Genomic DNA, 20,333 nt, shown 5'->3' with positions numbered 1-20,333 from the left:
TATCTGAAATAGGGGGTTATAGTCTGCTTACGCCTGAACTTAGTGCCGAAAGCTATTCATGAACTTCCCTCTATTGTGCGAGATCATTACTGAGGCATTAGATGATTCCTCATGGGGGCGTTTCAAGAGACTAGGCTTTAAACAACCGATAGCGATGCTGAAGTCCAACGCGGTTAGTTTCGATCAGGTAGCCTTTATCACGGGCTTCTTTGATCGTGGCTCCAAAACGCCATCCGACTTTTATAGCTAGTTCCTCGTTCCAATGCCAGTTGTAGTCAGAAAGAACATCCGATAAGAAATCCAGCTTGGTCTTTTTGGGAATTCCCATGATTGCGCTCCTAAAATTAGTAAAGGTTTACTTCTGTATAGAGCAGTCTCATTAGCTACGCCATCACCCTGACGATCAGACGTTAACGCAAGCGATAGCCAATGGCAAGTATTTCTAAAGTAAGACTTATTTAACAGGTCAAATATGTCGAGACTTGATAGCGCTATGGTAGCCTTGAGTCAGCGGAGACTTTTAGAAACAATGTTTTCGAGATGCAAGAAACCCTTTTAGGGATTGAAATAAATACGTCTGTACTTACTGGCGTAAGCTTCGTCCCTCCGCAGAACCTACCTAAAACCCTTTCAGGGATTGAAACTAGGCGATCCATATTTCGCCTCCTTCGCTCTTCAAGTGGTACGCCAATGTGTCTAACAGCAGCGCACTTTGCCCAAACGCGATCGAGTAGGGTGCCACTGCATCATGAAAACTGTAGTTGTCGCTGATCGGGTAAATCTGGAAGTGCATCGGCAATCGTAGCCGTTGTCGCACTTCGCTCATCGGACGAGGCAGCACATAGCTGACTAATGCCCGATCGCGCAGCTTTTTATTAATCTCTCCAGCCCAGCGATTATCAGGTTGCCAAATCTCGATGCCCTTTAGAACTTGCACTTTCCACGCATTTGCCACACTCTCTAACGTGCCAGGAAAATGAAATTTCCAGTTCAGTCGCTCTTCGCGGTAAGCTTTGAGCTTCATGAAGGCGAGACAGTGAGCAAATCTGCCCTTGGGAATGGGTTGCTTCGTGCGTTTAGAAGTGGCATCTAGCGATCGCATAAATGCCGCCTCTGTCCATAACTCAATTTCTAAATTACCTAGAATTCCTGGCAAATCATAGGTCTTGTAGCGATCAGCTTCATGCGGCTCTGTCTCGTCATAAAGCCCACACTGCAACGGACTCGACCCCCGGAAGCTACAGGCATCTTCGGCGATCGGGTTCCCCGCTTTCTGTCCAGAAAACTGCTTCCACTCATCTGCCCATCTAAATACTCGCCCAGCCACCGATTTCAAACTCGTATCAAAAACAGTTTCACAGGCAGATTGAAACTTCTCCCGACTGCCCGCATACTGTTGTTGAATCGTTTTGTGGTTCAAATCAACACACAGCTTGAAAGATTGCACCGCACCCCAGCGTTTGTAATAACCTCGAAAATCATTGATCTGGCGATATTTTTCATTGATAGCAGCATTGAGAAAGGGACGATCGTATATACTGCCAGTCAGCAACAATGGTTTATCGTCCAAGAACAATCGCTCGACTAAAAAGTTGGGCACCAGCGCATAAGCCATGAACCCATCAAACTGAATCAACTGTCCCTCGCGATCATAGCCATCATGCCGTCCTAAGCGTCCCAGGCGCTGGATGAAGTTTCCGGCATCGGAGGACTCAAAAATCAGAAAGTTGATCTTGAAATCAACCCCAACATCGATCGTGCTGGTGCCGAGAACTAAATCAGCAGAGAGCGATCGCTCCCGCTCACTTTTTCCCGAAAGTCCAGTATTTTCACTCACAGTCAGTCCATGCGGTTGCAGAAGGGATTGAAAAAACGGGATCAACCGTTTCACTGCGGCAATGGAATTAAGAATGATTGCGCCTTTACTTCCTGGATGCTGCTGAAATTGCTGAAAGAGCAACTCAACATTGTCCTTGAGCCAAGTTTCAGAAGCTTTTGCCACAGGTTCTAAAGGAATAAAACTTATGTCGATCGCTCTCGCTACTTGTCGCCAGCCTTTAGCAATGTGTTGTTGCTGCTCTAGCGTTTCAGGAAATTGATACTTGTTCTGTTCAAGTGGACTAATGAGTTGACAGCAAAATCCTGCCTTCTGAAACCGTTGAATTAGTTCCTCGTTTGGCGTTGCCGACAGAAATAAAAACTTCTTGTTCCGATTCGTCGCCCCGATGAGTAGCATTGTGTTGATTACGCCTGCTACTTGAGGAGCAGCATAGACATGAAATTCATCAAAGATGAATAGATCAAAGTCTTTGTCAATTCGCCCCCAGAGCTTATCGGGACCATCGCCTTTTTGCCCCCTAATAATGTATGCTCCCCGATGCAAAAAGTGAAAAATATCAGGATTTGTCAGTAAGACTTCTGATTGACTGGTGCGTGTGGAGATCGCTGTCCCTCTACTGATGTCCTCATTCTCTGAATAAATTTCTAACTCTGCCCCACTCAATCGTGTCACCCGTGGATTATTTGGTGGCTGAAAGGCTGCAATATATTGACGAGTCTGGGTTTCTTGATCACGGGCAAGCTCGTTTGTTGGGTAAAGGGCGATCGCGTTGCACTCTCCCTGAAGGACTTCCAAAAATGCCGCTAAACTTTTACCATCCCCAGTCATCGCTGTATTAAACACCACATCGACATTTGGATCACGAAGTGCTTTAACGGTTTCTGCTTGATGCCAGGAGAGCGTCCAACCTGGAGGCAATTGAATGTTTTCAGGCAGCACGAGTGCTGGACTGGAGTAAACAGGTTTGAGCTTAATACTGTATGCCGTCATCGTTTTAAGGTGTACGTGACTGGTTGCGATATATCCATCATGGCAGCACAATAAAAGAATGGCAAGTACAAAGTGAACGTACACTTTTTGGAGTTCTCATGGGTCGTCGTGGTCAGTCGATTACGCTGTCAATTTCAGATAGCGACAAAGCACAGCTAGAACAAATTGCCGCTGAACAGGGAATGCTGTGGGGCGATCGTCCCAATATCTCCCGATTAGTCGAAGCGATCGCCCGTCGAGAGTTGCTCATCGGTCGCAACAATGATTGGTCAAACGATCGTATCTTGGCACTCCATCAGGCAATGCGGTCACTCACTGATACCGGACAAATTGATCAAGCTCAGATCATCGATAACTTGCTCCTCGATCGCAGCGAACTAACGCTGCCGTTACGAAATGAAATCGAAACGCTACTGGCAACACCGACTGTTCCCTGGAGAGCGGAGATTGACCAATACATTCGTCGCCAAGAGCCGTTTCAGTTGACCTATCGCGATGCCACCGATCGCCCCTGGACGTTCACCATCCGCTATGCACGCATCACCTTACGCGAAAAGCGGCAATATCTAGAGTGCTGGTGTGAAGAAACCGACGGTAACCAGGATTTGCCAGAATTGCAGCACAACTGGAACTTGCGGCTCGATCGCATTTCTGATGCTGCAATTACGTCAGTTCGAGGGCAATGGCACCCCATGCTGGATGAAATTGAAGTCGAACTACATCTACTCAAGGGACTTGCCTTTGCTTATGAGGCAAAGACTGAAGACATTATCAACAACTGGCTAGCGGATCGCAATCCTCCTATACGTCGCGTGGTGCGAAAGATTTCCAATACCTTCTGGTTCTTTCGAGAAGGGTTGCGCTATGCAGAAGATTGCGTGATTGTGACACCTGAGAGTGTTCGAGAGCGGTTTAAGCAGAAGGTACGATCGCTATATGAACACTATGAACTTTAGAACTGAGGTGTGTTGAGAATAGGAGACTGCGTATTCAGTTATGGGGTTGATTCGGATAACGATTTTTCAAGGAGAAGCAGGAGTGGTTTCTACGGGTGCAGGCTCAGCCGGAACGGGTTCTACGGGTGCGGGTTTAGCCGGAAAAACCGGAGGTTCAGCCGGAATCGGCTTCGCTTCTGGTGTAGGACTTGCGGGAACAGGTTCCGTAGGCTTTGCAGGTTCGACAGGTTTTTTAGGCTCAACTGCGGAAGCAGGCGGGCGTTTTTGCTCGGCTTCTCGCTGCAACCGCTCTTGTGCTTGGCGTTTTTGTTCGGCTCGTGCGGCTTCTTCGCGCTGTTGTTGTTCCTGTTGTGCGGCTTCTTCACGCCGTCGATCGCGGTTTTGCCGCTGGAACTCTGATCCGTCTTGCTCAGAAGTCACCCGAATGCGCTGCCCTTGAAATCCTGATTCTGAAGCTTCATATTTACGACGACGAATTGCTTCCTCAGCTTTGCGATCGATTTCTGAATTGCCGCTCGGTTGTCTTAAGCGCACATTGATCACGTTGCCGTTTTTATCAACATCAAAATCGAATCGACTGCTTCCTTCTGCCCCTAGATACCCATCTATTTCACAATTGTTTTTGCATTTGGGGCGTTTGCGGCTCGATCGAGGAGGATCTGAATTCTCGCGCGGCGGGGCTTCTCGCACTGCAACAGGTTCAGCAGGTTTTGCAGGTTCGATAGGTTTCTTTCCTTGTGGTTCGTTCCCTAGACCGCTTCCGGTTCCAGTCCCTTGACCGTTACCAACTTCGTTCCCGCTGCCCAGATTTCCAATTCCATTTCCTTGACCATTTCCACTGCCCAAACTGGTTCTGGGATTGCTTTGTCCGGCGTTTCCGTTTTGAGCCTGTGAGCTTGAATTGGGTGAGTTTGCGGAATCTGCTGCGATCGGGCTTGAGGCAGGATCGGGAGAAGGCGAAGCGGCAGCAGCAGGACTTGCTGACGGAGAAGGATTGGGTGATGGACTTGTTGTCGGCTCTGGGGTTGAGATTGGACTCGGATCAGGAGTTGGTGCAGGAATTGGGGTTGGTGCAGGAGTTGGAACTGGATCGGGAACTTCAGGTTCTGGAGTCGGAATCGGTTCGGGGGATTGAGCAACGATCGGATCAGAAGCCACTGGAATTTCAACCGAGTCGTTGGCGACGCTGCCGGGATTGGGATTAAAGAGTGAAACTTGTGATGAACCGCTGCCGCCTGCATCTTGATCGACTTGCGCGATCGGAGCTTCTGTATCGGGCTGGTCTTCAACAATGATCTCGATTTCGTCTTCTGGCTTGGCAACCGTTGGGGAATTTTGCCAAGATGCTCCGATTAACAGAGCCGCGAGTAGATTGATCGCGATCGCGCCAGGAATCCCAAAACGCATGAACCGCTTCAGCGAGGCAACTTCTCTCTTTCGTTGCTCAGTCGCAATCTTTGACAGGCTCATAAACTGTTGACAGTCAGTATCAATAAAAAATCTTGCTTTCAGATCGGATTAGTGGACCAAAAAGGGCTTGTCAAGCTGAATCGGCATCGCTTTTAGTCACGATGCTCACGCGAATACTTCAAGCTTAACTTTATCGTAAGCTTTGCATGTAGCAATCCTGAATCAGTTGTAAACTCGGTCTGCCCTCCTCACGAAGTGGGGCAAGCCCTCGCCAGCCCTTCTCCCCAAGGAGAAGGGAGCCAGAAGGTCAAAGTCCCTCTCCTCAAGGAGAGGGATTTAGGGTGAGGGCAGACTCTCTGCATCTCACAAGTTGATTAGGATTGCCATAGATGGCTCAAGATTATCTAGAAATATGATTGATTTGATTCGATCACGCATCTACAATTTATATGGTTCGCAATGAGTCAAACTGAAGTCTTACAAGTTTGAGGCTATGGGGCGCGTTCATGTTTGAAGCTCTTTCTCGGATACCGATTACAGGTCAAGTCCTGGTTGGAATCACTCTTGCGTTGATGGTTGCTGCAACGGCTTGTATTGCGGAGCGCATTCGGTTTTGGCTACGCGTCACCCGACGACATCCAGTTTTTGCTAGAGAAATCGTCAAGCTCTATCGGCATCAGCCCGAACTGGTTGCAGAAAAGATCCAGCGGCAGATTGATTTGCCAATGGCGCGGATTTTTGCGGCGGCTTTGGAGCTAGAAAATCCGACTCCAGAAGAATTCCGCTTGGCAATGGAGAGCGAACTCCAAGCAGAAATTCCGACGATGAAGCGGTTTAGCGGTCTGCTAGAACTCACGGTTGGGTTGGCACCAATGTTGGGACTCATTGGAACTGTAACGGGGCTAATTGCTGCATTTGGATCTTTGAACATTGGGGATGTCGGAGGGACAAAAGCCGCAGGCGTGTCTTCGGGGATCAGTGAAGCCTTAATTACAACTGCTGTGGGTTTGGTCGTTGCGGCAACGTGTTTGGTGTTTGCGACACTCTTTCGGAATCTGTACAATCGGCAAATGTCACTGATTCAAGAATATGGGGGACAGATGGAACTGGTTTATCGTCGCCTCTACGATCGAGGAAGTTCACAGTCTATGATTATGTCTGATCTTTCAGAAGCTATTCGACAGTTAGTAGCAAAAGGTAAGCTGTAGAGAAACTATGCGCGCCCCTCAAGAGCCAGAATCTCCGTTAGAAATGAATATTGTCCCGATGATGGACGTAGTGTTCTCGATTCTGACGTTTTTTATTATGTCTACGCTGTTTTTGACGCGATCGGAAGGGTTACCTGTGAATCTACCGCAAGCCGCAACCGCCAAACAGCAGCAGCAGACTAGAATCGCAGTCACAATTAAACCCGATGGTCAGCTTGCGTTAAATAAACAACCCATTCAAGTAAGTCAGCTTGAGACTGGAGTTCGATCGCTGATTCAAGCTAATCAATCCTCGATCGTCGTGATCAATGCGGATGAGAAAGTTGAACATCGCTATGTGATCGCAGCAATGGATCAGATTCGTAAGATTCAAGGGGTAAAGATGGCGATCGCAACCAAGCGACAGTAGACTTAGAACCCTCTAAGTTTCAAAGTTTGTCATTGAAGGTACGGAGTCTTTGGCAGCTTGCGGCGATCGACATCTGTTCGGCTTTCAAGTCGTCGCTCACTTCTAGAGCAGGTCGCGAGAACCTCTTAAAGCTATGCCCTGTGGGGGGATAGCAATCTTCATTGTCATATTGGTAAAGTAATCCAAATGTTTTAGCCCAATCGGAAAAGGAATTTACCTTACCGTCTGAGCTAGATGTTAAATAATTTAGCGTGAGTTGCTAGAGATATAGCAACCACATTCGTGTGAGGAATGATGCACCACTACTGGAGTTTATCCGCTCGATCGACGATCGCTCTTACTGCCGCTGCTTGTAGCTTTTATCTGACTTTGCCAAACCCTGCGATCGCTCAATCAGTCGATCAATCTGTTGCTGCGATCGAGGTTCAAGTTAACCCAACAAACACAGGGTTAGCCATTCGGCTCGAACCCACAGCCGCAAATGTTTCGACAACAGCACCCACTATTTCAGGAAGAACAGTCACGTTTGAAGTTCTCAATGCTCAACTCAAGAGCGGAACTTCGTTTCGTCGAGACAATCCAGGGGCAGGGATTTCTTCCGTTGTCGTTTCAACGATCGATGCTTCTCGGCTACGGGTTCCGGTGGTTGGAACGACGACTGCACCGACTGTTGAGGTATCCCAGCAAGATCAAGCGATTGTGCTAACTGTTCCCACCACGATCGCAGGGGAAGGCGAGGAAGAAGAGGTTGTTGCGGTGGAAAGTCGCCGCCCGACCCTACGATCGCAGTCTCCTGCTGCCACCGAAGTGATTACCGAAGAAGAGCTTCAGCGTGAGCGTCCTTTAGTACGATCAATTGTCGATAACCTGCAAACTGTGCCCGGAATTACGGTCAATCGTTTGGGATTTCTCACCGGATCGCTAAACATTCGCGGACTGACTGGAGAGCGAATTGGGTTATTAGTCGATGGGGAACGGCTTCCGAATCGGCAGTTTGGTCCGAACTTCAGCACGATCGATCCCTTCCGCGTCGAACGAATTGAAGTGTTAAAAGGGACTGCCTCTTCAGTTTACGGAGCCGATGCATTTGGTGGAGTGGTGAATGTGATTACGACGACCCCACGCCCCGATCGTCCGTTTCGAGTGCGAACGAATGTGTTTGGCGGAGGTGCAGCGGAACTCACAGCCAACTTAGAAATTCAAGCTCCAAATGTGATTGTTGGAGGTTCGTATAGTACTGCTGGAGATGCGCGAGACGGGAACGGTAATCTGATTCCATTAGGAACTAGCTATCAATCGACAAGCGGTTATGCAACGGGACGGATTGATCTCGGTCGATCGGATCGATTAGAACTGCGGCTCGATCGAACTAGTCAGTATAATGTTGATCTCGCCGGGTTTGCGACTCCTCCTGGAAGTCCGTTTCAGATTACCAGCGCTCAGAATGTCTATCAGAATCGCGATCGCTATTCATTGGCTTATATCAATGAAGGCGTTCCGGGCGGTACGAGCTTCGCGGTGCGAGGTTCCTATCAACGATTTGAGGATCGTACTGATCTCAGCAATGTGTTCACGCTGCCCGGTCGAACGATCAATCGAGGTCCCTTTTTGCCGCCGATCGTGGTTCCGTCGATTCGGGTTCCGGGTGCAAGTGCAAGTCGTGGACTCACTGAAACGGTTGGAGTCTCGGCTCAGGCAACTAGCACGATCGGGACTGCAATTCTAACGTATGGGTATGATTTTAGTCGCGATAGTGGATCTTCATTTGATCTGTTGAACAATCAGCGGGGCGTATTGGCAACGCGCACGTTTAACGGTGTGTTTGTTCAATCTTCTTATGCGGTGCTGCCTCCATTGACTTTAGCAGGAGGCTTACGGTTTGATGCTTTTGGGTCTGAGGCAGATAACAATCAAAACCGGAATGATAGTGCTGTCACTTTTAATGTTGGGAGTGTCTATCGCCTGACAGATGTCTTATCACTAAGAGCCAATTTTGCTCAAGGGTTCCGTCCACCGACCTTACAACTTTTGTTTGGGAGCGGTGCAGATGGTTCATTCTTTGCACCGACACGAGGCGCGATCGTGGCGAACCCAAACCTCAGTCCAGAACGCGCCAATAACTTTGATGTCGGCGTGGAATATCAAACCCCAGTGTTTTCCGCTCGTCTTGGTTACTTCTACAATAATGTTTCAGACTTTTTGGGATTTAGCTCGATCGCGCCTCGACCGACTACTTCAGGATTTGCCACTTTGCAGACCGCCAACAAAAACGCGATCTTTCAAGGAGTTGAACTATCAACTAGCTATCAGTTCACCCGCAATTGGTTTCTAGGTGGCAATCTCACTTATGTTTCGGGTAGAGATACTTCTGGGCTGCCGTTGTCTCAGCTTGAAGTGTTTCCGCTGACTGCATTAGCGCGATTGCGATACGATGATGGGCGACTTAGTAGTTTCTTGCAGTCTCGAATCTATAGTGGACAAGGAACCGTATTGTTAGCAAACAATGTTCAGGGCGAGGGGAGTCCGGCGGCTACCGTGTTCGACCTTCAAGTGGGCTATCGGGTAGCGCGATCGACGCAGCTAACTTTAACCGTTGAGAACTTGTTCAATGCAGATTATGTGTTTCCGACAGTGAATATTTCGGCTCCGGGAATGCGGATCTTAGCGGGAATTCGAGCAGACTTTTAGGGAGAATCGCAATGTCACGCTGGCAATTAAGAGACTATGTGTTTGCGGCATTTATGACGATTGGGATCGCGATCGCATCTGTGATCACAGTTCCATTAACTTTATCGATTCCATTGCCGGGTGTTCGGACGATCGTTTGGGCACCTTTCGCCGGAATCTTTCTCACATTGGGAATGGCAAGATTACAGCGTTGCGGGAGTGTTGCGCTGATGATCGGCACACTCGCAATGTTGCTCAGTCGAATTTCTTGGATTATTGGCGCTTTTTTGGTTGGAGCCTTGTTAATCACAGAAGGAGTCCTCTGGTTTCGGGGTGGCTATCGACAGCGATTAGATCGACTGATTGGAAACGTTGTATTTTTTGCGAGTGCGACGGTTACAGGCGCGATCGTGGGAGCTTATGCCGCCGGAGATGCATTTGCTGCCTGGATTTCACAAGCTTGGATTCTCATCCCAATGACGCTGCTATCGGGTCTAGCAGGCGCGATCGGCTGGTGGATGGGAGAAAAGATCGTAACTCAACTCCAACGGGCTGGAAAGCTGAATGTTTAGCCGCAAGTTCCTGTTTAGTGTAAATCCACTGTTAAAAATCGGTGTGAGTTTGGCGATCGTGGCTGTTGCCTTATCGCTCAAAACACTGGACGCGATCGTAGTTTTGGTGATCGTCTTACTCGCCTTGTTGGTCACTTCAATTCGGATTCCGTTAAAGAGCGCGATCGCAGTGATCATCGCATTTCTATTGTTTATTGCGTTTGGTACGTTAACTTTGTCAAACTGGCAATTAGCATTGTTCTATGCACTCCGACTGTTAGCGCTTTCGCTTCCGGCTCCAGTGTTTGCCCTGACTACTTCTCCAACTGACTTAGTTCGAGCATTACAAGCAATCAAATTACCTTCGTTTCTAGTACTCAGTTTAATGTTAGTTTGGCGATTTTTACCTGTCATTCAGCAAGAATCACAACGCATATTAGAAGCTAACCAACTTCGAGGCGTAGAGTTGAGTCGGCAGCCGCACCGCTGGTTTTCTGGTCTGTTCGTGCCATTGGTTTTTCGGATTGTAAGCTATGCAGATGAAGTAACGATCGGGCTAGAAACTAGAGGCTATGATCCGAGCTTGCCCCGAACGATTAGCAAGCCGCTCACTTGGCAAAGTCGAGATACTGTCTTTACGATCGCGTCATGGCTGATCTTTGGTATTGTTGCCCATTTAGAATTTTGAGCAATGGCAGAATTAACGATCGAGAACTTATCGTTCACCTATGCAGGACAGACGCAGCCAGCTTTGCAAGACATCAATCTATCTGTCTCATCAGGCGAGCTTGTGCTGATTACTGGGGCAACTGGGAGCGGCAAAAGTACGCTACTCAACTGCATTGCGGGGATTGCTCCGACTTACACCGCCGGAATTCTAAGCGGCGATTTGTGCTATCAGAACCAATCAATCCTGCATTGGGACATTAAGGCTCGATCGCGCTATCTTGGCTTTTTGCTTCAGAATGTTGAAACCCAAATCTTCACCGATCGCATAAGCGACGAGATTGCTTTCGGGCTAGAAAACCTCAATCTGCCACCGGAACAGATTCCCGATTTGATCAATGCAGCTTTAAGCGAATTCAATCTCACTCAACAGCAACATTGGACAATTCAGCAACTTTCCGCTGGACAGAAACAGCGATTGGTCATTGCTTGTATTTTGGCGATGAAACAACCGATTTTGTTGATGGATGAACCTTTCGCATATCTAGATCGTGCGAGCGCATCGTTTCTGCTCGACTTGTTGCAATCTCATGCTGCACAGGGGCAGGCGATCGTATTAATCGAACATCGATTAGATTTAGTTCAATCAATCTGTACTCAGAGCTTCTGTTTACACAAAGGACAATGGCTCACTCAGACTCCGAAGATTCAATCAGTTGACCGATCTTCTGAAGTCGATCACAGCACTAAACCGATCGTTTTACAGTGCAGAAATTTAAGCTGGGGTGGCTATCCTCAGTTCCCTGATCTCACTCTTCGCGCAGGTGAGACAACTCTTCTACAGGGCGAAAATGGCTGTGGTAAAACGACTTTATTAAAGCTAATCAGTGGACTGCTTAGACCGACGACAGGCACGATCGAGCTTTTGGGAAAACCTCAACCACGTCGGATTGTTGAAATTTCTCGTGCGATCGGATTTGTGCTGCAAAATCCCAACCATCAGCTATTTGCCGAATCTGTTCTGCAAGAGGTTCAGAACGATCGAGAGATTTTGACACAATTGAACTTAGAAGAACAATTAGAGCGACATCCGCGATCGTTGTCTCAAGGTCAAAAGCGCCGCCTCACATTGGGTGCAGTTCTAGCGCGTCGTCCGAAGGTCTGTTTGCTCGATGAGATCACAGTTGGACAGGATGCAACATCACTGAATTTGATGTTGGAATTGCTAAAACGTTTCACACAAGCGGGCGGCGCAGTCATTGTCACCAGTTATGATCCGCAGGTTGCGAATGCTCTTGGCGCAAAAATTCTAACGCTTTAGTGCGATATTGATGCTCCAGTGCGCTGCATTGCAGTCTGAAGTAAGCTGACTAAGTGCCCGTCTGGAGTTCTGATCGCCGCAACCTTGCCGAATGAAGGTTCTCTCACTCGTCCCTCTAGGGTTGCCCCCATTTGCTCTAGGGTTGAAATCGATGCCATGACATCATCAACATGAAAACTCAGAATTGGAGAATCTCCCGTGTTCTGAGCACTTTCTGCGGCATGAAACGCGATCGTGGTTCCATTTGCGTCAAGCTCTGCCCAGCCGGGACTTGCCATCTTAACCGGAATTCCCAAGCCTTCACTGTAAAATTTAACGCTTGCCATCACGTCTTTGACCATCAGCATGACGTGCTTGAATTCTGCTGCCATTCGATTTACCTCGCTGTTGTTTCTACTTTTAAGCCTAATTCAATCTGAGTTTCAATGTCATGATAAATCTCTTTTAGCTGTTCTCGCTCGGTTTCGGTCGCGTCCCAATAGCCGCGATAGTCTGCTTCACCGAGCTTACGGATGATTTCTGCTTCTGCATATCGATTGTTTTCTAGAATTCGCTGCCGCATCTCTGGATCAAACACAAATCGCTTTGCCACTTTGCTCCAAGTTGCAGTTCCAACACTTCGGGTAGTGGCATCTAAGCCGATTAAGTATTCGACTCGATCGGCGATCGCCTGTCCTCCTTGATGTGCATGATTGAGCATTCCATCAATCCATTTCGGGTTAAACAATCGACTGGTCACCCCTTGCCGAACAGCTTCAGTGATTGTTTTCACCTGAATTCGTTCTTTGGTTGTGTCTGCGATTAAAACTTCGGGTCGATCGCCGCTCACCATTGTTGCTGCCTGTGCCATTCCGCCGACGAATTCATAGTAATGATCGATGTCAGTTACTTCAAATTCATGCGAATCGCGCACCTGAGTGATAAATTTTGTGCGTCCAAGTGCGGCTGTAAAAGCTTGTCGCGATTCGGTTCCAGTTAAACGATCGCCGTACAGATATTGTGTTCGATCGATGTATAGCTTACCTAAATCAGCTTCACTTTCCCAAGCCGCTGTTTCAATCATTGTACTTAGACCGTTGCCATATTCTCCCGGAGGTGGACCGAACAATCGCGCCGAAGCGAGCCGAAAATCAATCTGTTCGCTCAACGCTAAAGTATGTCGCCGCACTGCATTCATTTCTAACGGTTCGTCGAGTTGAGCAACCATTTGAAAAGCAAGATCAATCAACCGAACTAAGTTGGGAAACAGATCGCGAAAGAATCCGCAGATATTAACCGTGACATCTACACGAGGACGGTTCAATTCTGCGATCGGAATGATAACTGGGCGCATAAAATAACCTTGCCCCCGATCGACTTTCACGCCGATGTAGCGCAAAATTTGCCCGATTGTTTCTCCATACGTTTTACAAGTTTCAAATCCCCACAAAATCACGCCCACTGCATCAGGATAGGTTTGATGTTCTGCATAGTATCGTGCAAGAGTTTCTTCTGCGATTTGTGCGCCTCGATCGTAAGCACTATCAGTCGGCAATTTAGTCGGATCAAACTGATAGGTGTTTCGCCCGGTTGGATACGTGTTGGGAGTTCGCACCGGATCGCCGCCCAGTCCAGGTTCTACGTACTTTCCTTCTAAGGCATCTAAGAGCGATCGAACTTCGTTTGTCGCTTCTATTTATTTTGCGATCGCGCCTAAATAGTCAAACGCAGGACTGAGTGACTCATCTTGAGTGAAATCATCGGATAAAAACTGTGCAATCAGCGATCGACTTTCTTCGCCTAGCGTGATCACCCTAGAATCAGCAGAGTCTAGCAATTGATCATAGTCCCAATCTTTTTGTTGAGCCAATAATCGAGGTAAGGAAGGAGTTTCAGAATGATCGTATCGAGCAACTAATGCTAAATAATCAATTAGTGCATCGTCTTGAAGTCGATGCCCGAAAGTATGTAATCCGATCGGAATTGCGACTCGCTTCAGTTCAAATAAATCTAAGTGCAGGGTTTCAAGGGCAGGTTCAAACAGTGCAATATCGGGGTCAGAATGAGGCTCTTTTAATGTATCTGTGAGCATTAAAGGAACATCATTCTGATCGCAGACTTGAATGATTTGGCGTAAAATCGCGGTCGTTCTCGGTAAGCTTTTTGACGTTTGATCTTCGTATTCATCGAGCAAGTCTTCGAGTTGAGTCAAATGCTCATACAGTCCAGCAGGCACAAAAGTCGGAGAAGCATAGCTGACTAATTGAGCATAGCTTCGACGTTTAGCGATTGTTCCCTCCGAAACATTCACCACATGATAGATATAGCTATTCGGCAAGCTCCCTAGCAAAGCATCAGGCACAGAACCTTCATCAAGTGCGACCTGTTTTCCGGGCAAAAATTCAAAGGTTCCGTGTGTGCCGACGTGAACAACAGCATCCGCATTCCAGCCTTCCTCTAACCATCGATAAAACCCAATATATTGATGATGAGCAGGCAAACTATCATTATGCTGAAGCTTACTCGGATCTTCATGCACTCCCCGCGAAGGTTGAACCGCAACCACAACATTACCAAACTCAATTCCAGCAATTAGCAAATCAGTTCGATCGCTCATCAAATCCCCAGGCGGCAAACCAAAGACGGATTCTGTCTGTCTCTGAATCGAATCGGGTAAGCGATCGTACCCTTGTAAATATTGTTTTAAAGGGACTCGGATCGCATGATTTGCCGTCAAATGCACAGAGGTAAAATCGCCATTGTGCAGCAATCCACGATCGAGAAACAGATCCTTCAATGTTCCTAATTCTGGAGCAGTCAGCGAATAGCCTGCTTGTTGCAGTTGATGTAATAAATGTTCGACGGATGCAAACACATCCAAGAACGAAGCGGTTCCTAATGTTCCTTCACTTGGTGGATAGTTAAAAATGACGATCGCAATTTTCTTTTCTGGTTTTGGCTTCCGCTGCAAAGCAACCCGTTTCAGAATTCGTTGTGCTAATCGCTTTCCTCGTCCAGGAATTGGAGTTGCCGCGCCTTGCTCATTCAAACCATAGATAATCACCGGATCGATCGCGCCGTCTAACTCTGGAAAAGCAACCGTAGAGAGCGTTTCAATCGGGGGCAATCCTTCAGGCGTTTCGTTCCAGACTGCAATTTCGCGATTGTTAGAAGTGACCGCAACATAGTAGGGAACGTTCAACGTCTTCAACAGTGCGATCGTTCGTTCTGCATTTCCGCCCAGGGGTCCGCCGTCGAGTCGAAACCATAAAAGAGACACGATCGCATCACAAATCGGAGTCCCGTTACTAAAAAAATGCTGCTGTAATGCTTCTGCCGTCTTAATTCCATCCGCAAAGAAGGGCAAAACGTTCGCTGATTTTGCCAGTTCTGCAAATAGTTCTGCACCGCCCGATAGATTAAACGTCATGCTTGTGCCACTGTAAAACAGCACTGCAACCGTCGGGCGATCGGGATCAAGTGGATGATCCAAAAGATAGTCTGAGTAAGAAACATAGCGCTGATGAGTGGCGAGATCCAAAAAGCCAAAATCTGGATAGACGATCGGCTCATCTGCCTCAACCGCAACCCCCGCATATTCCGCCGCCACAAACTTGAGCAAATTCGCCAGATTCTCGACACCCGAATTTGTCCAATAGCTGACGCATTTCGCCCAATTCCGCGCGTGATGTTGAGCTTCAGGAGACAGCTTGTCGGTCATCGCGTCAACAGTCTGCCCCATTTGCTTGATTTGCCGATAGTCCGTCTCTTGTGGCGACCTATTGGTTAGCGAGAAGGTTTCATCCGCGTCATTGCCATTACCCCCGCTCCACCCCCAAACACAGGAATAAAAGCAATCTCTTTGCCCTGAGTCTCGACTAGAGCGCGCTGAATCAGCCCGATCGCTCCCTCTGGGTTTCCCCGCAGGTCAAACAGCACTGCCTGCGATTGACTGATGATTTCGAGTATTTCTTGAACATTATTACCGTTCATTTGATGCAGCAACAGTGGCACAACTTCAAATCGAGTCCCACACTGTTGAGAAATTTGCTCGATCGCTGCTGGTAAGTCACAGATCGGAGAAGCGGACGAAATCAACGTAAGACGAGGTAGCTTCTGAGACATGGCTCTGAGGTAGGACAAAATTCTTTTATGAGTATAGTGATCCTTTGAGAATAGTAATTTTCGCTGCCCTCTGCAACCTACTTGCCACAAATCTTTTGTCAAACTTCTTTATTACAATACTCCGGACATTTTTTTGAACGGTTCCACAAGGCTTTCAGAGTTTATGGTTCAAGGATCGAGCTATTTTTTCAAAGTTAGCTCTGCCTCTGACTTGGAAAAAAAGATCTTGTCCACGGCAGAATAAGGGTTTGAGCCTTAAAATCTGCTCAAATTTTGTCCGGAGTATTGTTATTACAAGGGTGCTTCTTAGTGAGAAATGAGAAAACTGGATTGTTGAGCGTTAGCGGCATCCCTAGTATCAGATTGATCTTTGAGCGGCGGAAAAAGCCGACCCTTGCGGCAACGGCAAAGCTGATCGTGCCCCCGCAAAAAATAGAAGTAGCCAGGGGAATGCGATCACAGAAATTGATGAAATGAAGGTTTCTGAGGTTGGTTTAGCGGATATTCGGAATCTGTATGAGTCCGTCGAGTCTGCTGAAGATAAAGAAATGGTGAAAAACCGCTATTCGATCGAACTATGGGAGCGAGCGATGCGAGCAGGCTGACCGCACTGCAACGAACTCTGGGGCAAAAACCAAGCAGCGCCGAGAAGCGCTAGTTTTGCAGTGCAATCCCGAATGGAGTCTGTGTTTTAGCTTGAGGCTGAGATCGATGGCTGACTCAGTTCAAGACCGGGTTGATGTCGAGTGTCAAATCAAATTTTCCGTTTCGTCTCAGGTCAAAATTTGCCCTTCCCCCGCAGTGAGGTCTATTGAGATGGAGGAGGCGAATCGAGGTAATCCAACCAGTCATAGTTGCTCGTGGCAGAGCGCTCTGCCGGGGTGCAACGTCAAGCCGCCAGCACCCTGGGGATGAACGTCCGCAGCTTGAGGCTGAATTAGTGCGGTCATGGTAAGAGCACGGATTAGCTGGATTGACCCAACAAAGGCGCTCGGATCAAGGTGCAGGCGTGAGAGTCTTCCTCCCAGCGACGCAACCCGACCTTACTGCAACGGATCGCCTTATCGAAATTGACAGACGTGGAGGTCAACCTGTTAGCGACAATGCTGTCCCCCGACCCCCTGCATCTGCAAACGCGCCTTTGTGCTGCCTGTTGTGGCGAAACTCCGATGCCTCGATCGAGGTGACAACAGGCAAAAACGAATCGATGCGAGCGTCATCGGTTATCTTGTCGGTATTAAGTGCAAGGCACGCTGTAAAGAAGGCAGGTTGGAGTGCTTGAATCTGCTCTTCAATGGTTCGCAACTGAATTCGTAGCCCAATCATGGCATCCAGAACATCGGCTGAGTTGAGTAGATCCGTGGAGTGAGTGAGGGATGTCTTCAGGGTGTCTTCTAGCTGGATCGACATAGTTTTCTTCAACGCCCATGGATCAGAGTTGAATGACCTCACTGACGGATCGCCCTTGATGGACACGATTGTGCCGTTCCCCGAGACCATGTTGGCGATGATGCTGATGAATGGTGTCACTTTTAGCTTTAAGAACGGCTTCAATTTTAGGTTGAGAGGCTTTGCCGAGTTGTTTGAGGAGGTCTTTCATGACGGGAATGGAGATGGTCCAGCGTTCGGCGTGAGAGGTAGCCGTCTGGTCGTTGTAATCGAGCAGGGCATAGAGTGCTCTGAGGACATCCGGGTCTAAGTCAGCCTGGACTGGGAGCGCCCGTGTGGGTCTTTGATCCTTGGGTTTCTGAGGACTGGGTGAAGCCTTGATCACCGTCCTTGGAGATTCTGCACCATCCTGATTGCGCTGACTCATCTGAATCTCCGCCCCCTTCGGTGGCTCTGAAGATTGACGTTCACCGCCGGTCAAAAAGCGTTGAATGCCTGCCAATCGGGATTGAGTCTGCTGGAGTTCTGCTTTTAGCCGCTCATTTTCCTCTTGCAGTCGTTCCTGTTCCCGTTGGGATCGCTGATCCTGTTGCGCGATCGAGATCGCGTCCTGATTCTCTTGTTGACCCTGAGCGAGTTGCGCCTCCAAGTCTTCTATCCTGCCTGTGAGCCAAGCTAAGGTTTTTGCCTGATCCGCTACGGTCTGAGAGGCAGATGAGTCCGGCTGATGCGAGACCGAATGACTCCGCCCGATTTCCCTATGTTCCAGCACCAGCAAGAGTTCCAAGAGGGCATGGTCATAGCCCTGCCCCTTGCCGCCGCGCACCTCTACACCAAAGCGACTCGCCACCGACTTCAACAACTCCAGATCCACCGCAATTGGCTTTACTCGACGAGCCACCTGTCTTTTAGGTGGGATCGCTGCCGCCACCTCCTCACCTCTGAGCACGAGTGGAAGTGCCTCCAGCACCTCAGAAACCGATTCGATTGCCTGTTGAGAAACCTCCTGATTCACCATTGCCGTATCCTCCGCTTCATCGTGCGGGTCTGACAGATCGTTGGTTGCCTGATCGGAAGTCACCCCTTTAACCTCAGCCCGACGATCGGGATTAAACCCGTCAATCACCTCAACCCCGCCATAGCCGAGTTTGATGCCTTGCCTGCCGTCGATATTGCCGTTGAGATCGCCAACTTTATAGTCGTTGTAGTGGCGAGATGCGGCGAGCGATCGTTTCAGCGAGCCATCGGTCGCATCCAAAATCGCATAGTGCCCCTGAATTGCCGCCTTATATTCGTTAGCATCTACAGTCGGTGGAGCATACCAGAGGGTAGCGATCGCAGCATAAACAGAACGGAACAGATGAGAAAACAGATTGTCTCGTCCATCCCGATTAGGCACGAGATTACAGAAGTGACGATCGCACGCCGTTGCCACTGCCTGAGCATACTTCTGATTAATCTGTTCCGCCGTCAACCCTTCCGCCGGACACATCTGCCGCAACTTTGCTAACGCCTTGATCACCCGTTCTGCGGTCGTCAGGGTTGGGATTTCAAACGAAAGTCGTTGAGACTCCCCTCTGCGCTTCAATGCTCCTGTAAATAGAACACTCCATTGAGACTTGGGATGAAACTCAGCCGTGCCTAGAACCTCACTCGATCGTCTCCCCGTGAGTACCACCAGCCCTGCTGCCACTTCCGCCCACTCTCGGCTTTCTAGCAACCGAACTGCCTGAGTGACGATCGCGTCTGGATTCTGCAACAGCACGACGTTTTCATTGCGTCGAGCGACCTGCTCCTCGATCGGAGAATTAATCGTTGTCCACTCCGCAACCGTGAAATTCATACTCTCCAGCGCCACATGATCCTCACCCAACTGCCTTTTAATCGCATTTCTGACATCCGTCATCAAATTGCGTTGTTGCTTCAGCTCCACCAGACCATGCTCCACCCACTGCTGGCGCATCCACGTCGCCCACTTCTGCCCTTGCGCCCGACCCTCCGGCGTGTCTTGTAAGAGTTCAACAGCAGGTAAAAACTGATCGACCAAAGTTTGGAGCCACTTCCGCATGATTGCATACCTCACTTGACCTCTCTATCTTACCTAACTTACTCATCTTTTGCAAGAATATCTTACCTACTTTGAATCAACAGAGTTCGCTGTCCACAAGTGCGCCATCCAGCGCGAGTTCGACAGAGAAGAGCTAGAAGGCATTCAGCAACGATCGTGAAAGAGTTGCCAGATGAAAGAGTTGCCAGATGAAAGAGTTGTTAAAGCGAAAGACTCTGCTAATTGCTCGCCCAAAAGCAACCCTCGAACCAGCCGAAAATCGACCTTGTTCGAGGGTTGCTCAACCGAGACTTTCAAATGAAGCGGTGTACTTTTCCAGGAGGTCTCACCTAATGGCTTATTCCTCCTCCACCGTGAGACCCAGCCCAAGTTCACAGATGTTGATTGAGCCAAGCATCTAAGTCGTCTTGGCTGGAGGAATTGAGTAATGCAATCGCTAAAGCTCCAAGTCGATCTAAATTGAGAGTGGAGATGCGATCGCGCTGTTGATCTGAGAGCGACCCAACGCGCTGTTCAAGCAGCAGGATGACCAGCGATCGCTGTCCAAGCTGTCGTCCTCGCTCCTCGCCCTCATGCAAGATTTCTTGATAGATTACAGATTTCCGCATCACTCTGCTCACAAAGCAACTTACCGACGAACCCCCCTACAAGCGATTTTATAGCAACCGCCACACAGATTAGGACGTTATCCTTAGGAACTGATCATTCTTCTGAATCCGATGCCCAAAGCTTACAACAATGACCTGCGTCATAA

At 48.6% G+C, this 20,333-nt stretch carries 16 protein-coding genes and 1 pseudogene; 8 read left to right on the top strand and 9 right to left on the bottom strand.

What is annotated here, in order from left to right:
• Positions 1-130 precede the first annotated feature (130 nt).
• A complete protein-coding gene (locus A8707_RS20500; RefSeq protein ID WP_068819070.1) occupies positions 131-328 on the bottom strand; it encodes a hypothetical protein in 198 nt (65 codons plus the stop codon).
• 315 nt (positions 329-643) lie between these two features.
• Positions 644-2,830, bottom strand: a complete 2,187-nt coding sequence (cas3, locus tag A8707_RS20495) for a type I-D CRISPR-associated helicase Cas3' (RefSeq protein WP_068819069.1) — start codon at positions 2,828-2,830, stop codon at positions 644-646.
• A gap of 98 nt (positions 2,831-2,928) precedes the next feature.
• On the opposite strand from cas3, the gene A8707_RS20490 reads away from it, so the two are divergent.
• Positions 2,929-3,786, top strand: coding sequence for a helix-turn-helix transcriptional regulator (locus A8707_RS20490; RefSeq protein WP_068819068.1), 858 nt, complete (start codon positions 2,929-2,931; stop codon positions 3,784-3,786).
• Between the two features lie 66 nt (positions 3,787-3,852).
• On the opposite strand, the gene A8707_RS20485 is transcribed toward A8707_RS20490, so the two are convergent.
• Entirely contained in the window at positions 3,853-5,256 is a 1,404-nt protein-coding gene (locus tag A8707_RS20485; RefSeq protein WP_068819067.1) for an energy transducer TonB family protein, read from the bottom strand.
• 446 nt (positions 5,257-5,702) lie between these two features.
• Between A8707_RS20485 and A8707_RS20480 the strand changes: the two genes are divergently transcribed.
• The 6 genes from A8707_RS20480 (at position 5,703) to A8707_RS20455 (ending at position 12,018) form a co-directional block, all read left to right on the top strand.
• On the top strand, positions 5,703-6,404 hold the full coding sequence (locus A8707_RS20480) for a MotA/TolQ/ExbB proton channel family protein (RefSeq protein ID WP_068819066.1): 702 nt from the start codon (positions 5,703-5,705) through the stop codon (positions 6,402-6,404).
• A 7-nt stretch (positions 6,405-6,411) separates the two neighbouring features.
• Entirely contained in the window at positions 6,412-6,813 is a 402-nt protein-coding gene (locus A8707_RS20475; RefSeq protein WP_068819065.1) for an ExbD/TolR family protein, read from the top strand.
• 291 nt (positions 6,814-7,104) lie between these two features.
• Positions 7,105-9,501, top strand: coding sequence for a TonB-dependent receptor domain-containing protein (locus A8707_RS20470; RefSeq protein ID WP_156518774.1), 2,397 nt, complete (start codon positions 7,105-7,107; stop codon positions 9,499-9,501).
• Between the two features lie 11 nt (positions 9,502-9,512).
• Positions 9,513-10,052 (top strand): hypothetical protein, encoded by a 540-nt coding sequence (locus A8707_RS20465; RefSeq protein WP_068819063.1) that lies wholly within the window; start codon positions 9,513-9,515, stop codon positions 10,050-10,052.
• Positions 10,045-10,719, top strand: a complete 675-nt coding sequence (locus A8707_RS20460) for an energy-coupling factor transporter transmembrane component T family protein (RefSeq protein WP_068819062.1) — start codon at positions 10,045-10,047, stop codon at positions 10,717-10,719. Before A8707_RS20465 ends, A8707_RS20460 begins: the two co-directional genes overlap by 8 nt.
• Positions 10,720-10,722: 3 nt before the next feature.
• Positions 10,723-12,018: an ABC transporter ATP-binding protein gene (locus A8707_RS20455; protein WP_068819061.1), complete on the top strand. Its 1,296-nt coding sequence runs from the start codon at positions 10,723-10,725 to the stop codon at positions 12,016-12,018.
• On the opposite strand, the gene A8707_RS20450 is transcribed toward A8707_RS20455, so the two are convergent.
• From A8707_RS20450 to A8707_RS20435, 3 genes and pseudogenes are all read right to left on the bottom strand, one after another.
• Positions 12,015-12,389, bottom strand: coding sequence for a VOC family protein (locus A8707_RS20450; RefSeq protein ID WP_068819060.1), 375 nt, complete (start codon positions 12,387-12,389; stop codon positions 12,015-12,017). The genes A8707_RS20455 and A8707_RS20450 overlap by 4 nt on opposite strands.
• A 5-nt stretch (positions 12,390-12,394) precedes the next feature.
• A pseudogene (gene bchH / locus A8707_RS29875) lies at positions 12,395-15,718 on the bottom strand (magnesium chelatase subunit H).
• 65 nt (positions 15,719-15,783) lie between these two features.
• Complete coding sequence (locus A8707_RS20435; protein ID WP_068819057.1) at positions 15,784-16,122, bottom strand: hypothetical protein; 339 nt, start codon at positions 16,120-16,122, stop codon at positions 15,784-15,786.
• Positions 16,123-16,595: 473 nt separating this feature from the next.
• Here A8707_RS20435 and A8707_RS30335 point away from each other — a divergent pair, with 473 nt between their 5' ends.
• Positions 16,596-16,727, top strand: coding sequence for a hypothetical protein (locus tag A8707_RS30335; protein WP_269452750.1), 132 nt, complete (start codon positions 16,596-16,598; stop codon positions 16,725-16,727).
• Positions 16,728-17,208: 481 nt separating this feature from the next.
• Here A8707_RS30335 and A8707_RS20430 read toward each other — a convergent pair whose 3' ends face one another.
• From A8707_RS20430 to A8707_RS20420, 3 genes are all read right to left on the bottom strand, one after another.
• Positions 17,209-17,532: a hypothetical protein gene (locus tag A8707_RS20430; protein ID WP_068819056.1), complete on the bottom strand. Its 324-nt coding sequence runs from the start codon at positions 17,530-17,532 to the stop codon at positions 17,209-17,211.
• A gap of 22 nt (positions 17,533-17,554) precedes the next feature.
• Positions 17,555-19,579: a protelomerase family protein gene (locus A8707_RS20425; RefSeq protein ID WP_068819055.1), complete on the bottom strand. Its 2,025-nt coding sequence runs from the start codon at positions 19,577-19,579 to the stop codon at positions 17,555-17,557.
• 371 nt (positions 19,580-19,950) lie between these two features.
• Positions 19,951-20,187 (bottom strand): DUF4351 domain-containing protein, encoded by a 237-nt coding sequence (locus A8707_RS20420; RefSeq protein WP_068819054.1) that lies wholly within the window; start codon positions 20,185-20,187, stop codon positions 19,951-19,953.
• Between the last annotated feature and the right edge of the window lie 146 nt (positions 20,188-20,333).

Origin of the sequence: Phormidesmis priestleyi BC1401, from assembly GCF_001650195.1 — a bacterium.
In the GTDB taxonomy this organism is placed as follows: Bacteria; Cyanobacteriota; Cyanobacteriia; order Leptolyngbyales; family Leptolyngbyaceae; genus Phormidesmis_A; species Phormidesmis_A priestleyi_B.
This window is presented reverse-complemented; position numbering and strand designations above follow the sequence as displayed.